At 64.6% G+C, this 20577-nt stretch carries 20 protein-coding genes; 15 read left to right on the forward strand and 5 right to left on the reverse strand.

The genetic code is table 11. The features are described from left to right. Window positions 1-193 precede the first annotated feature (193 nt). From ccoN to hemN, 10 genes are read left to right on the forward strand one after another with little or no spacing between them, the layout of a single operon-like run. Window positions 194-1849 (forward strand): cytochrome-c oxidase, cbb3-type subunit I, encoded by a 1656-nt coding sequence (ccoN, locus tag D4Q51_RS11570; protein WP_120077899.1) that lies wholly within the window; start codon window positions 194-196, stop codon window positions 1847-1849. 11 nt (window positions 1850-1860) lie between these two features. Further along, complete coding sequence (gene ccoO, locus D4Q51_RS11575; protein WP_120077900.1) at window positions 1861-2667, forward strand: cytochrome-c oxidase, cbb3-type subunit II; 807 nt, start codon at window positions 1861-1863, stop codon at window positions 2665-2667. Next, window positions 2664-2834 carry a cbb3-type cytochrome c oxidase subunit 3 gene (locus tag D4Q51_RS11580; RefSeq protein WP_120077901.1) on the forward strand — a complete coding sequence of 57 codons (171 nt, stop codon included), beginning with the start codon at window positions 2664-2666 and terminating at the stop codon, window positions 2832-2834. Before ccoO ends, D4Q51_RS11580 begins: the two co-directional genes overlap by 4 nt. Next, window positions 2827-3738 (forward strand): cytochrome-c oxidase, cbb3-type subunit III, encoded by a 912-nt coding sequence (gene ccoP, locus D4Q51_RS11585; RefSeq protein WP_120077902.1) that lies wholly within the window; start codon window positions 2827-2829, stop codon window positions 3736-3738. Before D4Q51_RS11580 ends, ccoP begins: the two co-directional genes overlap by 8 nt. Continuing rightward, the gene (ccoG, locus tag D4Q51_RS11590) at window positions 3725-5179 is read left to right on the forward strand and encodes a cytochrome c oxidase accessory protein CcoG (protein WP_120077903.1); all 1455 of its coding nucleotides are present in this window, start codon (window positions 3725-3727) and stop codon (window positions 5177-5179) included. Before ccoP ends, ccoG begins: the two co-directional genes overlap by 14 nt. Continuing rightward, window positions 5179-5637 carry a FixH family protein gene (locus D4Q51_RS11595; RefSeq protein ID WP_338068473.1) on the forward strand — a complete coding sequence of 153 codons (459 nt, stop codon included), beginning with the start codon at window positions 5179-5181 and terminating at the stop codon, window positions 5635-5637. The genes ccoG and D4Q51_RS11595 overlap by 1 nt, the downstream gene beginning before the upstream one ends. Further along, entirely contained in the window at window positions 5634-7748 is a 2115-nt protein-coding gene (locus D4Q51_RS11600; RefSeq protein WP_120077905.1) for a heavy metal translocating P-type ATPase, read from the forward strand. Before D4Q51_RS11595 ends, D4Q51_RS11600 begins: the two co-directional genes overlap by 4 nt. Continuing rightward, window positions 7745-7900, forward strand: a complete 156-nt coding sequence (gene ccoS / locus D4Q51_RS11605) for a cbb3-type cytochrome oxidase assembly protein CcoS (RefSeq protein ID WP_120077906.1) — start codon at window positions 7745-7747, stop codon at window positions 7898-7900. Before D4Q51_RS11600 ends, ccoS begins: the two co-directional genes overlap by 4 nt. Next, window positions 7897-8130, forward strand: a complete 234-nt coding sequence (locus D4Q51_RS11610; protein ID WP_120077907.1) for a hypothetical protein — start codon at window positions 7897-7899, stop codon at window positions 8128-8130. The genes ccoS and D4Q51_RS11610 overlap by 4 nt, the downstream gene beginning before the upstream one ends. 32 nt (window positions 8131-8162) lie before the next feature. Beyond that, window positions 8163-9476 carry an oxygen-independent coproporphyrinogen III oxidase gene (gene hemN / locus D4Q51_RS11615; RefSeq protein WP_120077908.1) on the forward strand — a complete coding sequence of 438 codons (1314 nt, stop codon included), beginning with the start codon at window positions 8163-8165 and terminating at the stop codon, window positions 9474-9476. A gap of 71 nt (window positions 9477-9547) precedes the next feature. Here the strand turns inward: hemN and D4Q51_RS11620 are convergent, their stop codons facing one another. Then, window positions 9548-10402: a class III extradiol dioxygenase family protein gene (locus D4Q51_RS11620; protein WP_120077909.1), complete on the reverse strand. Its 855-nt coding sequence runs from the start codon at window positions 10400-10402 to the stop codon at window positions 9548-9550. Beyond that, on the reverse strand, window positions 10399-10806 hold the full coding sequence (locus tag D4Q51_RS11625; protein ID WP_120077910.1) for a protocatechuate 4,5-dioxygenase subunit alpha: 408 nt from the start codon (window positions 10804-10806) through the stop codon (window positions 10399-10401). The genes D4Q51_RS11620 and D4Q51_RS11625 overlap by 4 nt, the downstream gene beginning before the upstream one ends. A 147-nt stretch (window positions 10807-10953) precedes the next feature. Between D4Q51_RS11625 and D4Q51_RS11630 the strand changes: the two genes are divergently transcribed. Further along, window positions 10954-11244 carry a DUF4212 domain-containing protein gene (locus D4Q51_RS11630; RefSeq protein ID WP_240624696.1) on the forward strand — a complete coding sequence of 97 codons (291 nt, stop codon included), beginning with the start codon at window positions 10954-10956 and terminating at the stop codon, window positions 11242-11244. Between the two features lie 9 nt (window positions 11245-11253). Next, the gene (locus D4Q51_RS11635) at window positions 11254-13029 is read left to right on the forward strand and encodes a sodium:solute symporter family protein (RefSeq protein WP_120077911.1); all 1776 of its coding nucleotides are present in this window, start codon (window positions 11254-11256) and stop codon (window positions 13027-13029) included. Window positions 13030-13224: 195 nt separating this feature from the next. Here the strand turns inward: D4Q51_RS11635 and acs are convergent, their stop codons facing one another. Both acs and maiA read right to left on the reverse strand, forming a co-directional pair. Further along, entirely contained in the window at window positions 13225-15153 is a 1929-nt protein-coding gene (gene acs, locus D4Q51_RS11640) for an acetate--CoA ligase (RefSeq protein ID WP_120077912.1), read from the reverse strand. Between the two features lie 66 nt (window positions 15154-15219). Next, window positions 15220-15858, reverse strand: coding sequence for a maleylacetoacetate isomerase (gene maiA / locus D4Q51_RS11645; protein WP_120077913.1), 639 nt, complete (start codon window positions 15856-15858; stop codon window positions 15220-15222). A 102-nt stretch (window positions 15859-15960) separates the two neighbouring features. Here maiA and hmgA point away from each other — a divergent pair, with 102 nt between their 5' ends. From hmgA to D4Q51_RS11660, 3 genes are all read left to right on the forward strand, one after another. Further along, window positions 15961-17238, forward strand: a complete 1278-nt coding sequence (gene hmgA / locus D4Q51_RS11650) for a homogentisate 1,2-dioxygenase (RefSeq protein ID WP_120077914.1) — start codon at window positions 15961-15963, stop codon at window positions 17236-17238. Beyond that, the gene (gene fahA / locus D4Q51_RS11655; RefSeq protein ID WP_120077915.1) at window positions 17235-18542 is read left to right on the forward strand and encodes a fumarylacetoacetase; all 1308 of its coding nucleotides are present in this window, start codon (window positions 17235-17237) and stop codon (window positions 18540-18542) included. The genes hmgA and fahA overlap by 4 nt, the downstream gene beginning before the upstream one ends. A 96-nt stretch (window positions 18543-18638) precedes the next feature. Further along, window positions 18639-19334 carry a pirin family protein gene (locus D4Q51_RS11660; RefSeq protein ID WP_120077916.1) on the forward strand — a complete coding sequence of 232 codons (696 nt, stop codon included), beginning with the start codon at window positions 18639-18641 and terminating at the stop codon, window positions 19332-19334. A 33-nt stretch (window positions 19335-19367) separates the two neighbouring features. On the opposite strand, the gene D4Q51_RS11665 is transcribed toward D4Q51_RS11660, so the two are convergent. Beyond that, window positions 19368-20567 (reverse strand): ABC transporter permease, encoded by a 1200-nt coding sequence (locus D4Q51_RS11665; RefSeq protein ID WP_120077985.1) that lies wholly within the window; start codon window positions 20565-20567, stop codon window positions 19368-19370. Between the last annotated feature and the right edge of the window lie 10 nt (window positions 20568-20577).

Genomic DNA, 20577 nt, shown 5'->3' on the forward strand with positions numbered 1-20577 from the left:
GCCACGGTTGCCCGGTTGCTGGCCCCTTCAAGCGGCGTGAGGCTCATCTGCGCCCGACATACCCGACGCGCTTTGACCAAACGCAATTTTCGAGCACGAAAATTTCTTTTCGGCGAAACGATGTTTTTGACGCAGGTCAACGAATCCGGTGCTGCACTGCGGCAAGGGCCTCTTGTTCTGAAGGGGTCAAACTATGGACGCTACACTCTCCCGCACCGGCATGTGGTTCGCGATACTGCTGCTGTGCCTCGCCGCGCTGGCGGGCGCGCAGGACGCGGCTTTTTCCGCGCACATGCTCGTCATCTCGATCGCCGCCTTCATCGGGCTGGTCGCCACAGTCTGGAACACCGAGTTCGACGCGAAGACGCGCGACGTGTTGCGCCTGCCGGTGGACGATTCCCGCTATGACGATGCGCCGGTGCGCTGGGGCGTCATCGCCACGGTGTTCTGGGGGATAGCCGGTTTCCTGGCCGGGCTGTTCATCGCGCTACAACTGGTCTGGCCGGAACTGAATTTCGAGCCCTACCTGAATTTCGGCCGCGTTCGCCCGCTGCACACTAGCGCGGTGATATTTGCCTTCGGCGGCAACGCGCTGATCGCCACCAGCTTCTACGTCGTGCAGCGCACCTGCCGCGCGCGGCTCGCGTTTCCGGGCACGGCACGCTTCGTGTTCTGGGGCTACCAGCTGTTCATCGTGCTGGCGGCGACAGGCTACCTGTTGGGCGTCACCCAGTCGAAGGAATATGCCGAGCCCGAATGGTACGTCGACTGGTGGCTGACCATCGTCTGGGTCGCCTACCTCGTCGTCTTCGTCGGCACGATCCTGAAGCGTAAAGAGCCGCACATCTACGTGGCGAACTGGTTCTACCTCGCCTTCATCCTGACCGTGGCGATGCTGCACGTGGTCAACAACCTCGACGTGCCCATCAGCCTGCTCGGCTCCAAGAGCTATCCGCTGTTCGCAGGCGTGCAGGGCGCGCTGGTGCAATGGTGGTACGGCCACAACGCGGTGGGCTTCTTCCTCACCGCCGGCTTCCTGGCGATGATGTACTACTTCGTGCCCAAGCAGGCGGAGCGGCCGGTCTATTCCTACCGCCTGTCGATCATCCACTTCTGGTCGCTGATCTTCCTCTACATCTGGGCAGGGCCGCACCACCTCCATTACACCGCGCTGCCCGACTGGGCGCAGACGCTGGGCATGGTGTTCTCGATCATGCTGTGGATGCCCAGCTGGGGCGGCATGATCAACGGCCTGATGACGCTGAACGGCGCATGGGACAAGATCCGCACCGATCCGATCATCCGCATGATGGTGATGGCGCTGGCCTTCTACGGCATGAGCACTTTCGAAGGGCCGATGCTGTCGATCAAGAGCGTGAACAGCCTTTCGCACTACACCGACTGGACCATCGGCCACGTCCACTCCGGCGCGCTGGGCTGGAACGGCATGATCACCTTTGCCGCGGTCTATTTCCTCGTGCCGCGCCTGTGGAAGCGTGAGCGGCTTTACAGCTTGCGCATGGTCAACTGGCACTTCTGGCTCGCGACCGTGGGCATCGTTTTCTACGCCGCCAGCATGTGGGTGGCGGGCATCACCCAGGGCCTGATGTGGCGTGAATACGGCATCGATGGATACCTGGTGAACAGCTTCGTCGACACCGTGGCAGCCTTGCACCCGATGTTCCTGCTGCGTGCGCTGGGCGGCCTCATGTACCTCGCCGGTGCCCTGATCATGGTCTTCAACGTCTGGATGACCATCGCCGGCAAGCTGCGTGACGAAGCTCCCATGAACGATGCGAAATACGACGAAGCGGCGGACCGCCCGTTCGTCGCTACGCCTGCCGAATGAAAGAGACGGACATGACCGACAAAGACAATGTAACGTCCGCACCGCCGCTCTCCGAAGTGCCGCCCGATGTCGCGGCGACGGTGAAGGGCCACCAGCGGCTGGAGCGCAACGTCACCCTGCTGGGCGCGATTTCGCTGGTGGTGGTCGCCATCGGCGGCATCGTGGAAATCGCGCCGCTGTTCTGGATCGACAACACCATCGAGGAAGTGGAGGGCATGCGTCCCTACACCCCGCTGGAGCAGGCCGGACGCGACATCTACGTGCGCGAAGGGTGCTACACCTGCCACAGCCAGATGATCCGCCCCTTCCGCGACGAGGTGGAGCGCTACGGCCACTACTCGCTGGCGGCGGAATCGATGTACGATCACCCCTTCCAGTGGGGCTCCAAGCGCACCGGGCCGGACCTGGCGCGCGTGGGTGGCCGCTATTCCGACGAATGGCATGTGCAGCACCTGCAGAACCCGCAGAGCGTGGTGCCGCAGTCGATCATGCCGCAGTACGGCTTCCTCTCGGAAACGAGCCTGAAGGTGCCCGATCCCGAGGGGATGCTGAAGGCGCTGCGCATCGTCGGCGTGCCCTACACCGATACCGATCTGCAAATGGCGGAGCAGGACCTGATCGCGCAGGCCGATCCCGACGTGCCCGCAGGGGACCTGGAGGAACGCTATCCCGGCGCGCAGGTGCGCGATTTCGACGGCGATCCTGGCCGCGTCACCGAAATGGATGCGCTGGTCGCCTACCTCCAGATGCTCGGCACGCTGGTGGATGTGAACAGCGCGGCTGCGCAGGAAGAACTGGCCACGGAGACAGGGCGATGAGCGACCACTCCACCTACGAATTCCTGCGCCAGCTGGCCGATAGCTGGGGCCTCCTGGCCATGGTCCTGCTGTGGCTGTTCTTCGGCCTGTGGGCCTTCCGCCCGGCTGCGAAGCCGCACCACGACAATGCCGCCAGGATGATCTTCAAGGACGAGAACGATGGGTAACAAGCGTATTGACGAGCCCACCGGCACCGAATTTGTCGGCCACGAATGGGACGGCATCGAGGAACTGAACACCCCTCTGCCGCGCTGGTGGCTGTGGACCTTCTACGCCACCGTCGTGTGGGCGATTGGCTACGTGATCCTGTTCCCGGCCTGGCCGCTGATCGAGAAGGGCACCGAAGGCGTGCTCGGCTGGACCAGTCGCGGCCAGTTGGCCGAGGAGATGGCCGTTGCCGACCAGGCCCGCGCCACGGTGCGCGAGGAGATCGCTCGTATCCCGCTGGAGCGACTTTCCGAGAACGCCCCGCTGATGCAACAGGCTGTCGCCGGTGGCCGCGCCGCGTTCCAGATCCACTGCATCCAGTGCCACGGTTCCGGCGCGGCGGGCAGCCAGGAACTCGGCTACCCCAACCTCAACGATGACGACTGGCTGTGGGGCGGCGATATCCGCGCCATCGAATACACGCTGACGCATGGCATTCGCCAGCCGGGCGATAACCAGACCCGCTTCAGCGTCATGCCGGCCTTCGAGGGAATCCTGAGCCAGCCCGAGGTGAACAGCGTGGTCGATCACGTGCGCTCGCTGAGCGGGCTGGGCGAACCCAATGCCGCAGGCGCGGCGGTGTTCGAGCAGAACTGCGCCGTCTGCCACGGCCCGAATGGCGAGGGGATGCGCGAATTCGGCGCGCCCGACCTTGCCGACGCTATCTGGCTGCGGGGCAGCAGCAGGGAAGCAATCACGGCGCAGATCCTGAACCCGAAGATGGGCATGATGCCCAAGTGGGAAGGGCGTCTCGACCCGGTCACCATCTCGATGCTGGCCGCCTATGTCCACTCGCTCGGGGGAGGTGAGGACTTCATCGAAGTTGCCGAGGATCCCGAGGTAGAGGTCGATGAACAGCCCTGATCCCAAGCTCCACCACAGCCTGTTGGGCACTTACGAGGCCCGCAGGACCGTGCATCCCAAGCGGATCGACGGGTTTTTCCGCCGCTTCAAGTGGCTGATCATGCTTGTCACCCTGGCGATCTATTACGGAACGCCGTGGATCCGCTGGGACCGGGGCCCCTACGCGCCGGATCAGGCGGTGCTGGTCGACCTGGCGAACCGCCGGTTCTACATGTTCAATATCGAGATCTGGCCGCACGAATTCTATTTCGTGGCGGGCCTGCTGATCATGGCGGGCGTGGGCCTGTTCCTCGTCACCAGCATGGTGGGCCGCGCGTGGTGCGGCTATGCCTGCCCGCAGACGGTGTGGACCGACCTGTTCCAGCACGTCGACCGCTTCGTGGACGGGGACCGCAACAAGCGCATGAAGCTGGACGCCGCGCCGTGGACCGCTAGCAAGATTGCGCGGCGATTGTTCAAGTGGACGATCTACCTCGTGATCGCCTTCTGGACCGGCGGCGCGTGGATCATGTATTTCGCCGATGCGCCCACACTGGTGCGCGATTTCTGGTCGCTGGAAGCGCCCTTCGTCGCCTATGCCACCGTCGGCATCCTGACCGCGACCACCTTTATCTTCGGCGGTTTCATGCGCGAGCAGGTGTGCATCTACATGTGCCCCTGGCCGCGCATCCAGACCGCGATGATGGACGAGAAATCGCTGACCGTCACCTACAAGGACTGGCGCGGCGAACCGCGCGGCAGCCTGAAGAAGGCCGAGAAGAACCCCGGCGAATTCGGCGACTGCATCGATTGCAACCAGTGCGTGGCCGTGTGCCCGACGGGTTGGGACATCCGCAAGGGGCCCGACATCTCCTGCATCACCTGCGCGCTATGCATCGATGCCTGCGACCGGGTAATGGACGAGGTGGGCCGCCCGCGCGGGCTGATCGACTATCTCACGCTGGAGGATTCCGAAGGCGAGATCCGCGGACAGGACCATCGCCCCACCTGGAAGAAGGTTCTTCGTCCACGCTCGGTCCTGTATTTCTTTGTCTGGGCAGGCATTGGCCTCGGCCTGCTGTTTGCACTTTCCGCCCGCACGCACACGGAAATCAGCGCCGCGCCCGATCGTAATCCGCCCTATATGCTGATGAGCGATGGCGAGGTGCGCAACAACTTCACCGTGAAGCTGCGCAACATGGAAGCCCGCCCGCGTGAAATGCGCGTGGGGATCGAAGGGCTGACTGGTGCCGTCATGTGGTCCGACACGATGTCGGGCGACGATGCCGCCCGCACGATCGACGTGCCCGTTCCTGCCGACGCCACCCAGACCGTGCGCCTCTACGTGCGCGCTCCTCAGGGGACGGCGGCACAGGATTTCAGCCTGTCGGTCGTCTCGCTGGACGAGCAGGCAGAAACCGACGCGGTGGAAGTCCGCTTCGTGACCCCCGGAGACGAATGATGGCCCATAACCCTCGCAAGCAGTTCACCGGCTGGCACATGACCGGCATCCTCGTCGCCTTCTTCGGCAGCGTGGCTGCGGTGAATTTCACCATGGCGAGCTATGCCAGCTCGACCTTCGGCGGCATCGTGGTGGAGAACTCCTACGTCGCCAGCCAGGAATTCAACGGGTGGCTGGAACAGGCGCGCGAAAGCGAGGCGCTGGGCTGGCAGGCGGTCACGACATGGAGGCCCGACGGGCGGCTGGTCGTCTCCGTCGACGGCGCGCCGGATTACCTGTCCGTAACGGCAACGGCTCGCCACCCGCTCGGACGCAAGCCCGACCAGGCGCTCGGCTTCACGCGCATCGGCGAGGGCACCTACCTCTCCGACCAGGCTCTGCCCGAAGGTCGCTGGACCCTGCGACTGGAACTTGCCGACGGCGTCTCGACCTGGCGGCGTGAGGATGACCTGTCATGAACGCAGCCCGCCAGATTACTGAAGAGCATACCAGCGTCCTGGCTGTCCCGGCGATGCATTGCGCCGGCTGCATGAGCAAGATCGAACGCGGTCTCCTGCGCCGCGAGGGCGTGATCGCGGCGCGCGTGAACCTGTCCTCGCGCATGGTCACGGTCACGCACGACGAAACCGTCGACGAGAACGACCTGACCCGCTTCATTGCCGAGGCCGGGTTCGAGGCGCAGCCGCGTCGCAGGCAGGCGGAGCGGCCCTACAGCGCAGTGAAGCCGCTGCTCGCCCCGCTGGCCGTGGCAGCATTTGCGGCAATGAACGTCATGCTGCTGTCGGTCAGCGTGTGGTCCGGTGCGGAAGGCTCCACCCGCGAGCTGTTCCACTGGATTTCCGCGCTGATCGCCTTGCCCGCCATCGGCTTTGCCGGGCGGCCCTTCTTCAAATCCGCATGGGGCGCGGTGAAGCGCGGCACCACCAACATGGACGTGCCGATCTCGCTCGGCGTCATCATCGCCAGCGGTCTCAGCCTCTACGAAACATGGGTCGGCGGCCAGCACGCATGGTTCGACGGCGCGCTGATGCTGCTCACCTTCCTGCTGGCGGGCCGCGTGCTCGATGCGATGATGCGCGACAGGGCGCGCAGCGGCGTGGAAGCACTGGTGAGCCAGGCGGCCAAGGGCGCGCAGGTCGTTGGCGCGGACGGAACGCTGACCTACCTTGCCGCAGAAGAATTGCAGCCCGGGATGGTGATGCGCATTGCCACGGGCGAACGCCTTGCTGCCGACGGGGAGATCGTTTCCGGCTCCAGCAAGTTCGACCAGTCGCTGCTGACGGGTGAAAGCCGCCCCGTTGCGCTGGCACAGGGCGAGATGGCGCTGGCAGGCACGCTCAACTTGGAGGCGCCGGTGGACGTTCGCGTCAGCAGTGCAGGGCACGACACCACGCTGGCCGAGATCGCCCGGCTGATGGAAGCCAGCACGCAGGACCGCAGCCGCTACGTGCGTTTCGCGGACCGGGCCGCGCGGCTCTATGCACCTGCCGTCCATTCGCTCGCGCTGCTGACGGTGGTGGGCTGGCTGGTGGCCGGGGCCTCGCTTTACGAGGCGCTGGTGATTGGCGTGGCCGTGCTGATCATAACCTGCCCCTGCGCGCTGGGTCTTGCCGTGCCGGTGGCGCAGGTGGTGGCCAGCGGCGCGCTGATGCGGGCGGGCGTCATGGTGAAGGACGGCAGCGCTTTCGAACGGCTTGCCAGCGTGGACCGCGCGCTGCTCGACAAGACAGGCACGCTGACGCTGGGGCGGCCCGTGCCCGATGCGGTGGCTCTCGCTGCGCTGAGCAACGAGGAAGCCGGAATAGCGCTTGCACTCGCCTCGCACAGCCGCCACCCGCTTTCGCGCGCAATGGCGAAAGCGCTGGCCACCAGGGGCCTAGCACCCGTCGCGCTGGAGAACGTGGTCGAGCGTGCGGGAGAGGGCGTGTTTGCCACCAGCCATGGCCGGGCGGTTGCGCTGACGCGCCCCGAAAGCTCCGGCACCACCGCCGTCCTGCTGCGCACGGGCGACGGCGCGGATCGGCTGATCCCGATTGCCGACACCCTGCGGCCCGACGCGCGCGAGGCGATTGCGCAGATGCGCGGGCAGGGCATCGAATGCTCGATCCTGTCCGGCGACACCGCGCGGGCGGTTGCCGCCGTCGCGCACGAGACGGGCCTCACCGCGCAGGCCAATGCGCGGCCCGAGGACAAGCAGGCGCTGGTGGGCCGCCTGCGCGCGTCCGGTCACAAGGTGCTGATGGTGGGCGATGGGCTGAACGATGGCCCAGCGCTCGCCGCCGCCGATGCCTCGATCGCGCCCGGCTCCGCGAGCGATGTCGGCTTGCAGGCTGCCGACTTCGTCTTCGTGCAGGATTCGCTCTCCGCCCTGCCGCGCACGGTGCAGGTGGCACGGCGCACAATGCAGGTGGTGAAGCAGAACTTCGCGCTCGCGATCGTCTACAACGTTTTCGCCGTGCCGCTGGCGATTGCCGGGCTGGTCACGCCGCTGATCGCCGCTGTCGCCATGTCCGCCAGTTCGCTGCTGGTGGTGGCCAATTCGCTGCGGCTGGTGAGGGCGGCGAAATGAACGGCGTGCTCATCCTCCTGCCCATCGCCTTGCTGCTGGGCCTTGCGGGCCTGGCGGCCTTTTTCTGGGCGTTGCGCAACAACCAGTTCGACGATCCCGACGGGGCTGCCGCGCGCATCCTGATCGACGAAGAAGAGGATGGCGCCGCATGAGCATTCTGGGCGAAATGCTCGGCATTGCCGCGCTGGTTCCTGCCATGGCGGGATCAATTGCCTTGCCCGACGATGGCGGGCCGAGCCAGCTGGTGCTGGCCATGTGCCGAGGCGGCGCGCTGGCCATTCCAATGGACCGCGACGAGCGCCCGGCGATGCCTGCCACCATCTGCTGCGCCAAGGGGTGCCGGCGGCGCGACAAGCGCAATCCTCTTGATCCAGAACAATGAAACCGCGCCCCGAAAGGCCGAGGGACAATCGCATGTGGCCCTATCATCCAGACCTGCTCGCGGTGCCCGTTCCGCGCTACACCAGCTTCCCAACCGCTGCCGAATTCGGTGACGACATCGGCCCGGCAGACCTTGCCGATGCCATTTCCATGGCGACGGGCGAAGTCTCGCTCTACGTCCACATCCCGTTCTGCGAGAAGATCTGCTGGTATTGTGGGTGCAACACCGCCGCCGCCAACCGCAAGCAGCGGCTCGACAGCTACATGGACGCGCTGCACCGCGAGATCGCGCTGGTCGCCGCGCTGCTGCCCGCCAATGCACGGGTGACGCGCATCGCCTTCGGTGGCGGCAGTCCCAATGCACTGGCGCCTGTCGATTTCGTGCGCCTGTTCGAGCAGCTGGTGATCAAGTTCCCGCTCGATGCGCCCACCGTTTCCATCGAACTCGACCCGCGCACGCTGACGGGCGAGTGGCAGGCGGTGCTGCGCGGCATCGGGGCGACCCATGCCAGCATGGGGGTGCAGACCTTCGCGCCGCGCCTGCAGGAAGCCATCGGCCGCGTGCAGCCGGTCCAGATGATCGACAAGGGCGTGGAAATCCTGCGCGCCGCTGGCATCACCTCGATGAATTTCGACCTGATGTACGGCCTGCCCGGCCAGACGATGGACGACCTCGAGGACTCGCTCGATAACGCGCAGCGTTTCGGCGCGGATCGTATCGCGCTGTTCGGCTATGCCCACGTGCCCGGCATGTTCCCGCGCCAGCGCCAGATCGACGCGACGGACCTCCCAGGCGGCAAGGCGCGCTTCAACATGGCGGCCATGGGTTACGAGCGGCTGCTGGCGGCAGGCTATCAGGCCATCGGCTTCGATCACTTTGCCCTGCCTGACGACCCGCTGGCCGTGGCCGCGCGCCGAGGCAGGCTGCGGCGCAATTTCCAGGGCTTTACCGAGGATCAGGCGACCGCGCTCATTGGCATGGGCGCATCGGCGATCAGTTCCTTCCCCGGCTTGCTGGCGCAGAACGAGAAGAATTCGGGCCGCTACCGCATGATGCTGTCGCAGGGAGAGCTGACAGCCACACGCGGCAAGCGGCGCAGTATAGAGGATCGCCGTTGCGGCGCGATCATCGAGGAACTGCTGTGCCGTGGCCGCGCCCGCGTCGATGCCGCCACGCTGGACGGCGCGCACGAAAGGCTTGCACCCTATCTGGAGGCGGGGCTGTGCTCGCTCGACAACGGCCAGGTCGTGATCGGCGATCACGCGGTGCCCTATGCCCGCAGCATCGCCGCCGCTTTCGATCCCTATCGCCAGCACAGCGCCCGCAAGTTCAGCAGCGCGATCTGATCCGTCCCGAAAAAAAAGGGCCCCGCAAGCAGCTTGCGAGGCCCGTGAAGGCGGGAGATGTCCGTGTTGTGTCAGGCGCGGACGGTCGCCCGGTTCTCCAGCAATACCGTTGCCGCCGCCGTGTTGGAGATCGGCACGTGGTAATTGCTGGAAAGTTCTCGCACGCTGCCGCGCAGGGCGCCGCGTGCGGCAATCCAGTTGAGAATCTCGACCCCCTGGCTCCCGGCCAGTTCGACGATGTCGAGCGTATCGTGCTGCAACAGCGCCTCCGGATCGGGAGCGAGGTTGCGCAGGCAGAACTTGTCGTAGTCCACGTTGATATGGCCCGCCCGCTCGCCTTCCAGCTGGTGCGAAAGGCCGCCGGTGCCGAACACCACCACCTTCTGGTCGCTGTCGAAGCTCTCGATGGCGCGGCCCACGGCCTTGCCAAGCTCATGGCAGCGTTTCGGGCTGGGGAGGGGGTGCTGTACGGTGTTGATGGCGATGGGCACCAGCTTGGTGGTGAAAGGCGCATCGCCCGGCCAGCACAGTTCGAACGGCACGGCAACGGCATGGTCCACCAGCATGGACTGGCACATGACGGGGTCGAACTCGCTTTCCACCACCTGCTCGATGATGTGCCACGAAAGGTCCTGATGGCCGGGATAGGGGCGCTTGAAAGCGATGCCCCAGCCTTCGTCCTCGTGCCGGTATTCTGGCGCTGCACCGATGGCGAAGGTCGGCATCTTGTCGAGGAAGAAGTTGAGGCCGTGATCGTTGTAGAACACCACCGCGACGTCGGGCTTCTCGGCAGCGAGCCACTTGTGCACCGGACCGAACCCGTCGAAGAACGGCTTCCAGTACGGGTCCTGCTGCAGGCCCTTGGCAATGGCCCCGCCGATGCCGGGCACGTGGCTGGTGAAGATACCTCCGCAAATCCGGCTCATGCCACGATCCTTTCATCGTCTCCCACGCGAGTCTCGGTCATCGAGTGGTCCATCAGCGCGGCCTTGAAATCGTCCACCGACATACCGGTTTGCAGCGCGCCGAGGTCCTGCACGTTCAGCCCGAGGATACCGGCCAGCTTGGCGAGGTAATAGACGTTGCCGCCCGCGTTCAGCATCGCGATCACGTCGCGCGCACGCACGGCCCCGCGCTGGGCGGGGGTCAGGCCGAAGCGGTCCATGTAGGCTTCCTCGTCCGCGGCGAAGGCCGCGCGGTTGGCGACATCGTTGAACGAATAGCACATGGCGTTGAGGGCATAGCCCGCCTGCGCCGCATCGCCATCGAACACCAGCGTGCCGGGAATGGCTCGCTTCCCACCGCCGGCATTTCCTGTCTGCTTGAGCATTGTCATGTCTCCTTGCGTGAGGATACCTCTGCCGCGCCGTAAGAAGGCGCGCATTGTGCAAAATCAAATTTCGGCGAACGGATCGGCTATGCGCTGGCAGCGCCGCAGCGATTGCGATAGCCTCCCTTGGCAAAGGGGAGGACGGCATTGGACGAGACTGACAACGAAGCGGAGCGGCTTGAGGCAGCCAAGAAGGCCTACTGGCGCGCCAACATCCGGCTGCTGGCCGTGCTGATGAGCGTTTGGTTCGCCGTATCGTTCGTTGCGGGCATCCTCTTTCGCGATTTCCTCGACCAATTCAGCATCGGTGGATATCCGCTGGGCTTCTGGTTCGCGCAACAGGGCGCGATCTACGTCTTCCTTGCCCTCATCGCGATCTATGTGGTCGCCATGCACCGGATCGAGCGCAAGTTCGATCTCGACGACGACGACAGCTGAGGCGGAGCGATGGAAACGCAGTCGCTGATCTACCTCTTCGTAGGGCTGAGCTTCGCTCTCTACATTGCCATCGCCATCTGGAGCCGGGCGGGCTCCACGGCTGAGTTCTACGTCGCGGGCGGCGGGGTGAACCCGGTGGTGAACGGCATGGCGACGGCTGCCGACTGGATGAGTGCGGCCAGCTTCATCTCGATGGCGGGCCTCATCGCCTTCCTCGGTTACGACGGCAGCGTCTACCTGATGGGCTGGACCGGCGGCTACGTGCTGCTGGCGCTGCTGCTGGCACCCTACCTGCGCAAGTTCGGCGAGTTCACTGTGCCCGATTTCATCGGCACGCGGTATTATTCCAAGGCCGCGCGCGTGGTGGCGGTGATCTGCCTGATCTTCATCAGCTTCACCTATATCGCCGGGCAGATGCGCGGCGTGGGCATCGTGTTCAGCCGCTTCCTCGACGTGCCGATCCTGTGGGGCGTGGTGATCGGCATGGGCATCGTATTCATCTACGCCGTGCTGGGCGGAATGAAGGGCATTACCTACACGCAGGTGGCGCAGTATTGCGTGCTCATCTTCGCCTACATGGTGCCCGCCTTCTTCATCAGCTTCATGCTGACGGGCAACCCGATCCCGGCGCTGGGGCTGGGCAGCGAGGTGAACGACGGCAGCGGCATGTACGTGCTGAAAAAGCTGGACCTGGTGCTGACCGATCTCGGCTTTGCCGCCTACACCGACGGCAGCAAGTCCACCATCGACGTGTTCTGCATCACCATGGCGCTGATGGTGGGAACGGCGGGCCTGCCGCACGTGATCGTGCGCTTCTTTACCGTCCCCAAGGCGTCGGATGCACGCAAGTCAGCGGGCTGGGCGCTGCTGTTCATCGCGCTGCTCTACGTAACAGCTGGCCCGGTGGGCGCCTTTGCCCGGCTGAACTTTACCGAGACGGTGAACGAGCAGGCCTATTCCGAAGCGCCCGAGTGGTTCACCAACTGGGAAGCGAACGACCTGATCGCCTGGCGCGACAAGAACGACGATGGCGTGATGCAGTACCGTCCCGGAGACGCTTTCGAAGGCGCGCCGGTGTTCAGCGAAGTGGGCGAGGGCGCATCGGGAGAGCGACTGCTGGAGAACCCCGCCACGGCCAACGATAACGAGGTCTACGTGGACCGCGACATCATGGTGCTGGCGAACCCGGAGATTGCGAATCTGCCCGGCTGGGTGATCGCGCTGGTGGCGGCGGGTGGGCTGGCCGCCGCGCTTTCCACGGCTGCGGGGCTGTTGCTGGTGATCTCGTCCGGGGTCAGTCACGACTTGCTGAAGAAGACATTCAGACCCGAAATATCGGAAAAGGGCGAACTGCTGGCCGCGCGAGTCGCGGCGACGGCGGCCATCGTGGTGGCGGGCTACCTCGGCGTCTATCCACCCGGCTGGGTGGCGCAGGTGGTGGCCTTTGCTTTCGGGCTGGCGGCGGCGAGCCTGTTTCCGGCGATCTTCATGGGCATCTTCTCCATGCGCATGAACAAGGAGGGCGCGATTGCGGGCATGGTGAGCGGCCTTGCCTTCACCTTCCTCTACATCGCCTGGTTCAAGCTGTGGGAACCTGCCGCGAACGTGGAGGCCAACTGGCTACTGGGCATTTCGCCCGAGGGGATCGGGGTCGTCGGCATGGTCATCAACTTCGCCGTGGCCATCGGCGTGGCGAGCCTCACCAAGGCCCCGCCCGCCGATATCCGCAAGCTGGTCGACAATATCCGCGTGCCGCGCGGGGCCGAAAAGCCGCACATGCACTAGGGCATCCGCGCCTTTCCTACTTGCAGGATCGTGGCCAGCACGAGGGCCATGCATACCGCCAGTCCCCAGACGCGACGATTTTCCGGAAGGTTACAGGTCCAACCGGAGAAATCGCCTCAAGCTCTTGTCAGGACTGGGAAAAGTGGCCCGATAAAGTTTTACGAAACGCCCCTGTCGGCGTTCCACGATCCCCGCTCAGCGGTTCTGTCGCCCTTCTATCAGCCGATCAACCAGCGACGGGTCTGCCAGCGTCGAGGTGTCGCCCAGCGAACCGTAGTCGTTCTCCGCGATCTTCCTGAGAATGCGGCGCATGATCTTGCCGCTGCGGGTCTTGGGCAGGTCGTCGGTGAAGTGGATGTGGTCGGGCGTGGCGACGGGGCCGATCTCCTTGCGCACCTGCTGTTTCAGGTCCGCCTTCAGGTCGTCCGTGGCCTCCTCGCCTTCCATCAGGGTGACGTAGCAGTAGATGCCCTGGCCCTTCACGTCGTGCGGGTAGCCCACCACGGCGGCTTCGGACACCTGCGGGTGCAGCACCAGCGCGCTCTCGACCTCGGCAGTGCCCATGCGGTGGCCGGATACGTTGATCACGTCGTCCACGCGGCCCGTGATCCAGTAGTAGCCATCCGCATCGCGGCGGCACCCGTCGCCGGTGAAATAGTGGCCGGGGAAGGTGGAGAAGTAGGCCTCGATGAAGCGGTCGTGATCGCCGTAGACCGTGCGCGCCTGCCCCGGCCAGCTGGCGGAAATGCACAGGTTGCCCTCGGTCGCGCCGTCGAGCGGCTGGCCCTCGTTGTCGACCAGCAGCGGCTGCACGCCGAAGAACGGCTTGCCTGCGCTGCCCGGCTTCATGTCATGGGCGTAGGGCAAGGTGGTGATCATGTGGCCGCCCGTCTCGGTCTGCCACCAGGTATCGACCACGGGGCAGCGGCTTTCGCCCACCACCTCGTAATACCAGCGCCATGCCTCGGGATTGATCGGCTCGCCCACGGTGCCGAGGATGCGCAGGGAAGAGCGGTCGTGCTTCACCACCCACTCGTCATGCTCGCGCATCAGGGCGCGGATCGCGGTGGGGGCGGTGTAGAAGATGTTGACCTTGTGCTTGGCGACGACTTCCCAGAATCGCCCGAAATCCGGGTAGTTGGGCACGCCTTCGAACACCACGCTGGTGCCCGCGTTCAGCAGCGGGCCGTAGGTGACGTAGCTGTGGCCCGTCACCCAGCCGATATCGGCGCTGCACCAGAACACTTCGCCGGGCTGGTAATCGAAGGTGTAGTGGAACGTCGCCGCCGTCCACAGCGCATAGCCGCCGGTGGTGTGGAGCACGCCCTTGGGCTTACCGGTGGAGCCGGAGGTGTAGAGGATGAACAGCGGGTCTTCAGCGCCCATCTCCTCGCACGGGCAATCCTCGTCGCTAGCGAGGTCGTGATACCAGCGGTCGCGGCCTTCCCGCATCGTGATCTCGCCGCCCGTGTGGCGTACCACCAGCACCCCGTCGACCTGCACCCCGTCATGGTCCAGCGCGGCATCGACATTGGCCTTGAGCGGGATTTTCTTGGTGCCGCGCAGCCCCTCGTCGGCGGTGATGACGAAGCGGCTCTCGCAAGCCTCCAGTCGGCCCGCCAGCGCTTCGGGAGAGAAGCCGCCGAACACCACCGAATGGATTGCCCCGATGCGTGCGCAGGCGAGCATGGCGAGCAGCCCCTCGATCACCATCGGCATGTAGAGCGTCACGCGGTCGCCCTTCGTCACGCCGAGCGCCTTCAGCGCATTCGCCATCTGCACCACTTCGGTGTGCAACTGGGCATAGGTGAGGGTGCGGCCCGGCGCTGCGGGATCGTCCGGCTCGAAGATCAGCGCGGTGCGCCCGGCATGCTCGGGCAAGTGACGATCGACGCAGTTGTGGCACAGGTTCAGCGAACCGTCGGCGAACCACTTGATGTCCACGGGGTCGAACGACCATTCACCCGCCTTCGTCGGCTCCTGATACCAGTCCAGCCGCTTCTTGGCCTCCTCCAGCCAGAAAGCGTCCGCATCCTCGACGGAGCGCCGGTAAAGCGCCTTGTAATCCTCCGGCGAGCAATGCGTGTCGGGGGAATTCGCGGGGTTACGTACGATCTCTTGCATATGAATGCCTCTCCTTCGCCAGCCTATCTAGCGGGCATGACGATGGGGGCAAGGCTGCCTTTCAAGCTAGGCGCCCGGCGCGTCGGGCTGGTTGTCCGGGTGGGCGCGCTGGAACTCCGGCAAGGCAATGCACGCCTGCTCGATGCGCACCATCTTGTCGCAGGCGTCGAGCTCGAAATCGAAGCGCCGCGCGTTGTAGAGCTGTGGCACCAAAACGGCTTCGAACAGGCCGGGACGGTCGAACAGGAAGTCGCCCGTATCGAGCTGCTTCAGCCGCTTCTCGACCGGCACCAGCGTGGCGGCGAGCCAGTGGCGATACCAGATGTCGATCTCTTCCTGGTCGTGACCCAGCGGGTCCTTCAGGTATTTGAGCACCTTCAGGTTGAGCGGCGCGTGCAGCTCGGTCGCCACGGCATAGGCAAGCTCGCGCGCGGTGAAACGCTGTTCGATGTCCGCCGGCAGCAGCGGCTTGTCGGGATAGCGTTCGTCCAGCCAGGCGATAATGGCCATGCTCTGCGCCCGATCGCGGCCATCGGCCTCCAGCATCGGCACCCCGGCAAAGGGGTTGCGCGACGTGAAGCTGTCCTCCTTGTGGCGCGCCTCGATCAGGCTGACGGGATCCTGTTCGTATTCGAGGCCCTTCAATTCGAGCGCGCAGCGCAGGCGATAGCTCGTCGAGCTTCGCCAGTATCCATACAGCTTCATCGGCACCTCCTGGGGTTTCGGTCGTTGTCGTCCTACGAGCATTGATCATACGCGCGAAGCGAGGCATTGAGCCTGAAAAGAAGTTTCAGGTGAGACTAACAGATGCATTACCAGACGGGATTTCTCAACCACTTCGCCACCGAGGCTGTCGAGGGCGTGGTGCCGGAAGGGCGCAACAGTCCGCAGCGGCCCGCGTTTGGCCTTTATGCAGAGCAGTTCAGCACCACCGCATTCACCGCCCCGCGCGTCGAGAACCGTCGCAGCTGGCTTTACCGTATGCGGCCCACCACGGCGCACGGTGCGTTCCGGCCTTACAGTGGCGCGAAACTCCTCGCCGCGCCCGATGGCAGCCACACCACGCCAAACCGGCTGCGCTGGGACCCGCTGCCCATGCCTGAAGGCCACGTCGATTTCGTGGATGGCATGGTGACATTCGGCGGCAACGGCGATCCCTCGACAAGCGGGATCGGCATCCACCTTTATGCCGCGAGTGCCAGCATGGACACGCGCGCCTTGCAGAACAGCGACGGCGAGATGCTGATCGTGCCGCAGGAGGGCGATTGTCGTATCGTCACCGAGCTTGGCCGGATGGAAGTCTCCCCCGGCCACATCGCGCTGATCCCCGCCGGAATGCGCTTCCGCGTCGAGATCCACGAGCCGGTGCGTGGCTATATCTGCGAAAACTTCGGCGCGCCCTTCCGCCTGCCCGACTTGGGCCCCATCGGCGCGAACGGCCTTGCCAATCCGCGCGATTTCGAAACGCCCGTCGCCTGGTTCGAGGAACGTGACGAGGACTTCGAGATCGTCCAGAAGTTCAACGGCAAGTTGTGGACGACCACCATCGACCATTCGCCGTTCGACGTCGTCGCCTGGCACGGCAATTCCGCGCCCTGCCGCTATGACCTTGCGCGGTTCAACACCATGAACACGGTCAGCTTCGATCATCCCGACCCCTCGATCTTCACCGTGCTCACCAGCCCGTCCGACACGCCGGGAACGGCCAACTGCGATTTCGTGATCTTCCCGCCGCGCTGGATGGTGGGCGAGGACACGTTCCGCCCGCCGTGGTTCCACCGCAACGTGATGAGCGAGTTCATGGGCCTGATCCACGGCGTCTACGATGCCAAGGAAGGGGGCGGTTTCGTGCCCGGCGGCGCATCGCTCCACAACCAGTTCAACGGCCACGGCCCCGATGCCGACAGCACGCGCAAGGCGATGGAGGCCGACCTCAAGCCGACCAGGATCGAGGACACGCTGGCTTTCATGTTCGAGAGCCGCGCTATCATCCAGACCACCGACTTCGCCATGAACGGCGGAACCCTGCAACCCGATTACGATGCCTGCTGGGAAGGCTTCGAGAAAGCGAAACTACCCAAATGACCGACACGACCATCGAAACCGATTTCACTCACGATCCCGACGCGAAAAGCTGGGTGGAGAGCGCCAATGGCCACCCGGATTTCCCGGTTCAGAACCTGCCATTGGGAGTGTTCTGCCCCAGCGACGGCAATCCGCGCGGCGGCATGGCGATCGGTGACATGATTCTGGACCTTGGCGACATCGCCGGCCTGCTGGAGCTGGAAGCCGCGACGGCTGCTCGCCTCGCTGGCCAGCCGACGCTGAACGATCTGCTGGATCGCGGCCCGGATTCGCTGCGCGCGCTGCGCCAGGGCGTGTTCAAGCTGTTGACCGACGATGACAAAAAAAGCGCCGTGGAGGCCGCGCTGCACAAGGCCAAGGACTGCCAGCTCTACGTTCCGGTGACGGTGGGCGACTACACCGATTTCTACACCGGCATCCATCACGCAGAAAACATCGGCAGCCTGTTCCGCCCGGACAATCCGCTGCTGCCGAACTACAAGTATGTGCCCATCGGCTATCACGGTCGGTCCTCGTCCATCCGCCTGTCCGACGTGGACGTGAAGCGCCCCAGCGGCCAGAAGAAGCCTGCCGAAGACGGCGCGGAGCCCCCATTCGGCCCGAGCGAACGGCTCGATTACGAGCTGGAAATGGCAATCTGGGTGGGCAAGGGCAACGCTTTGGGCCACCCCATTCCCATCGGCGAGGCGGAAGAACACATCGCCGGGATTTCGATCCTGAACGACTGGTCCGCACGCGACATCCAGGCATGGGAATACCAGCCCTTGGGACCGTTCCTGGCGAAGAACTTCCATTCCAGCATTTCGCCATGGATCGTCACCATGGATGCGCTGGCCCCGTTCCGTACCGCACAGCCCGCGCGGCCCGCGGGCGATCCGAAGCCGCTGGAATACCTGTTTGACGAGCGCGACCAGGCAACCGGCGCTTTCGGCATTACGATGGAGGTTTCCATCGCGACCGCCAAGATGCGCGAGGACGGCGAGGCGCCGCACAAGCTCAGCAGCGGCCCGATGACGGCCATGTATTGGACGGCGGCGCAGCTTATCGCCCACCACTCGGTCGGTGGGTGTAACCTGCGTAGCGGAGACCTGCTTGGCACTGGTACCCTGACCAGCGGCGAGGAAGGCGGCGAAGGCAGTCTGATCGAACTGACGGAAGGCGGCAAGAAGGCAATCACCTTGCCCAATGGCGAAACGCGCTCATTCCTGGAAGACGGTGACGAAGTCATCATCACCGCCTTTGCAGAGAAGGAAGGCTTCGCGCGGATCGGCCTTGGCGAATGCCGTGCGGTGATTCGCGACTGACGTTGCAAGGCTAAAGCCTGGCTTGAGGGTGCCCAAGAAGCGGCGACATTGCGCGTGCTCGTCGTCGCACCATCTCTTGTACAAAGGAGACAGGCGATGATTGAAGTTCGCAAGTTCGATAGTCTGGGCAAGGCTAACCACGGCTGGCTCGATGCCAATTTCCATTTTTCCTTCGCGGAGTATTTCGACCAGCGCCGGATGCACTGGGGCAAGCTGCGGGTGTGGAACGATGATATCATCGCGCCGCGCTCCGGCTTCCCGCCCCATCCGCACGAGAATATGGAGATCATCACCTACGTTCGCAAAGGCGCTATCACGCACAAGGACAGCCTCGGCAACGAAGGCCGCACCGAGGCCGGTGACGTGCAGGTCATGAGTGCAGGCACCGGTATCCAGCACGCCGAATACAACATGGACGACGAGGAGACCCACTCCTTCCAGCTCTGGATCCTGCCCGACAGGCAGGGGCACAAGCCGAGCTGGGGCACCAAGCGTTTCCCCAAGGATGCGCGTTCGGGCCGGTTCGACGTGCTGGCGAGCGGGCGCGAGGAAGACAGCGATGCCCTGCGCATCCATGCCGATGCCCGCGTGCTGGGCGCCACCATCGCGGCGGGCGAGACTGCGACTTACGACCTTGGCGGCCGCAAGGGCTACCTTGTGCCCGCAACTGGCAAGCTGGAGATCGAGGGCAAGGTTGCGGAAGCGCGCGACGGCGTGGCCATAGCCGATCTCGACACGCTGACGGTGAAGGCGCTGGAGGACAGCGAAGTCGTCCTCGTCGACACCGCCTGACGATCAGGGCCGCGCCCCGAACCGGGCGCGGTCCTACTCGTGCCTGAGCGCGTCGATCGGGTCCAGCCTGCTCGCCCGGTGCGCGGGGTAATATCCGAAGATGATCCCCATTATCGCGCTGAACACAAAGCTCAGGATGTTGACTGCCGGATCGAAGATGAAGGGCAGGTCCGCCACGCCTGCCAGCACGATAGACAGGCCCAGCGCCAAGAGAATGCCGATCAGCCCGCCGAAGCAGCAAAGCACCACGGCTTCCATCAGGAACTGAAGCCGCACCTCGCGCGCAAGCGCACCGATGGCGAGGCGAATGCCGATCTCGCGCGTGCGCTCCGTCACTGAGACCAGCATGATATTCATGATGCCGATGCCGCCCACCAGCAGGCTGATCGCGGCGATCATCGTAACGACGGCCGTCATGGTGCCGGTCACGGTGTTCACGGTGTCGTTGATCTCTGCGGTGTCGACGATGTTGAAATCGTTATCCTCACCGTCCTGGATAACGCGGCGTTCGCGCAAAAGGTCGATCAGCTGTTGCTGGATCACGGACGTTTCGTAGGCCGGATCGTATTTCACGACGAAGAACTGGACGTTGTCGGCATTGCCGATGAAGCGGCGCTGGACCGTTTTCAGTGGCATGAAGACGACGTCGTTGGCATCGCCGCCGCCCACCGAGTTGCTGCGCTCGTCGATCACGCCTACAACCTGGCAAGACACGTTGCCCACGCGCATCTGTTCTCCGATCACCCGGTCGGCGACGAAGATTTCCTCCACCACCTTAGGGCCGACGATGCACACGCTTTCGCCGCGGGATTCTTCCTCCGCGTTGAACTCGCGGCCCTCGATCACGTCGATTGACTGGGCGGCGAAGAATTCGCCGTCCGCGCCTTCGAGGCTGGTCGACCAGTCCTGCCCGTTGTGAAAAGCCGTGACGTTGGTGCTGACGGAGCCTGCAGTGTTCTCGATCCCGGCGATCTGGTTCTCCACTGCGCGGATATCGGCCTCGTCGAACGGCGGCGGCGCCACGTTGGGATCGGCCTGCTGCGGGAACACGATAAAGACGTCAGACCCGAGGCCCGAGACCTGTTCCTGCACATCGGCAGTGAGGCCCTGTCCCAAGGTTACCATGGTGATGACGGCGGCAACGCCGATGATGATGCCGAGCGTGGTGAGGAAGCTGCGCAGAAGGTGACGGCGAATTTCCCGCAGCGCCAGCAGCATCGTCGCGCCGATCATGCCCAGCCTG

This window comes from Aurantiacibacter odishensis, from assembly GCF_003605195.1.
GTDB lineage: Bacteria > Pseudomonadota > Alphaproteobacteria > Sphingomonadales > Sphingomonadaceae > Alteraurantiacibacter > Alteraurantiacibacter odishensis.

What these genes read in the sequence shown, in the direction of transcription:
- ccoO (WP_120077900.1), top strand. Translation starts at nt 1,861, where the DNA reads ATGACCGACAAAGACAATGTAACGTCCGCACCGCCGCTCTCCGAAGTG.
- D4Q51_RS11610 (WP_120077907.1), top strand. Translation starts at nt 7,897, where the DNA reads ATGAGCATTCTGGGCGAAATGCTCGGCATTGCCGCGCTGGTTCCTGCC.
- ccoP (WP_120077902.1), top strand. Translation starts at nt 2,827, where the DNA reads ATGGGTAACAAGCGTATTGACGAGCCCACCGGCACCGAATTTGTCGGC.
- D4Q51_RS11580 (WP_120077901.1), top strand. Translation starts at nt 2,664, where the DNA reads ATGAGCGACCACTCCACCTACGAATTCCTGCGCCAGCTGGCCGATAGC.
- D4Q51_RS11595 (WP_338068473.1), top strand. Translation starts at nt 5,179, where the DNA reads ATGGCCCATAACCCTCGCAAGCAGTTCACCGGCTGGCACATGACCGGC.
- ccoN (WP_120077899.1), top strand. Translation starts at nt 194, where the DNA reads ATGGACGCTACACTCTCCCGCACCGGCATGTGGTTCGCGATACTGCTG.
- hmgA (WP_120077914.1), top strand. Translation starts at nt 15,961, where the DNA reads ATGCATTACCAGACGGGATTTCTCAACCACTTCGCCACCGAGGCTGTC.
- ccoS (WP_120077906.1), top strand. Translation starts at nt 7,745, where the DNA reads ATGAACGGCGTGCTCATCCTCCTGCCCATCGCCTTGCTGCTGGGCCTT.
- maiA (WP_120077913.1), bottom strand. Translation starts at nt 15,858, where the DNA reads ATGAAGCTGTATGGATACTGGCGAAGCTCGACGAGCTATCGCCTGCGC.
- D4Q51_RS11635 (WP_120077911.1), top strand. Translation starts at nt 11,254, where the DNA reads ATGGAAACGCAGTCGCTGATCTACCTCTTCGTAGGGCTGAGCTTCGCT.
- D4Q51_RS11625 (WP_120077910.1), bottom strand. Translation starts at nt 10,806, where the DNA reads ATGCTCAAGCAGACAGGAAATGCCGGCGGTGGGAAGCGAGCCATTCCC.
- acs (WP_120077912.1), bottom strand. Translation starts at nt 15,153, where the DNA reads ATGCAAGAGATCGTACGTAACCCCGCGAATTCCCCCGACACGCATTGC.
- hemN (WP_120077908.1), top strand. Translation starts at nt 8,163, where the DNA reads ATGTGGCCCTATCATCCAGACCTGCTCGCGGTGCCCGTTCCGCGCTAC.
- D4Q51_RS11600 (WP_120077905.1), top strand. Translation starts at nt 5,634, where the DNA reads ATGAACGCAGCCCGCCAGATTACTGAAGAGCATACCAGCGTCCTGGCT.
- D4Q51_RS11620 (WP_120077909.1), bottom strand. Translation starts at nt 10,402, where the DNA reads ATGAGCCGGATTTGCGGAGGTATCTTCACCAGCCACGTGCCCGGCATC.
- fahA (WP_120077915.1), top strand. Translation starts at nt 17,235, where the DNA reads ATGACCGACACGACCATCGAAACCGATTTCACTCACGATCCCGACGCG.
- D4Q51_RS11660 (WP_120077916.1), top strand. Translation starts at nt 18,639, where the DNA reads ATGATTGAAGTTCGCAAGTTCGATAGTCTGGGCAAGGCTAACCACGGC.
- D4Q51_RS11665 (WP_120077985.1), bottom strand. Translation starts at nt 20,567, where the DNA reads ATGATCGGCGCGACGATGCTGCTGGCGCTGCGGGAAATTCGCCGTCAC.
- ccoG (WP_120077903.1), top strand. Translation starts at nt 3,725, where the DNA reads ATGAACAGCCCTGATCCCAAGCTCCACCACAGCCTGTTGGGCACTTAC.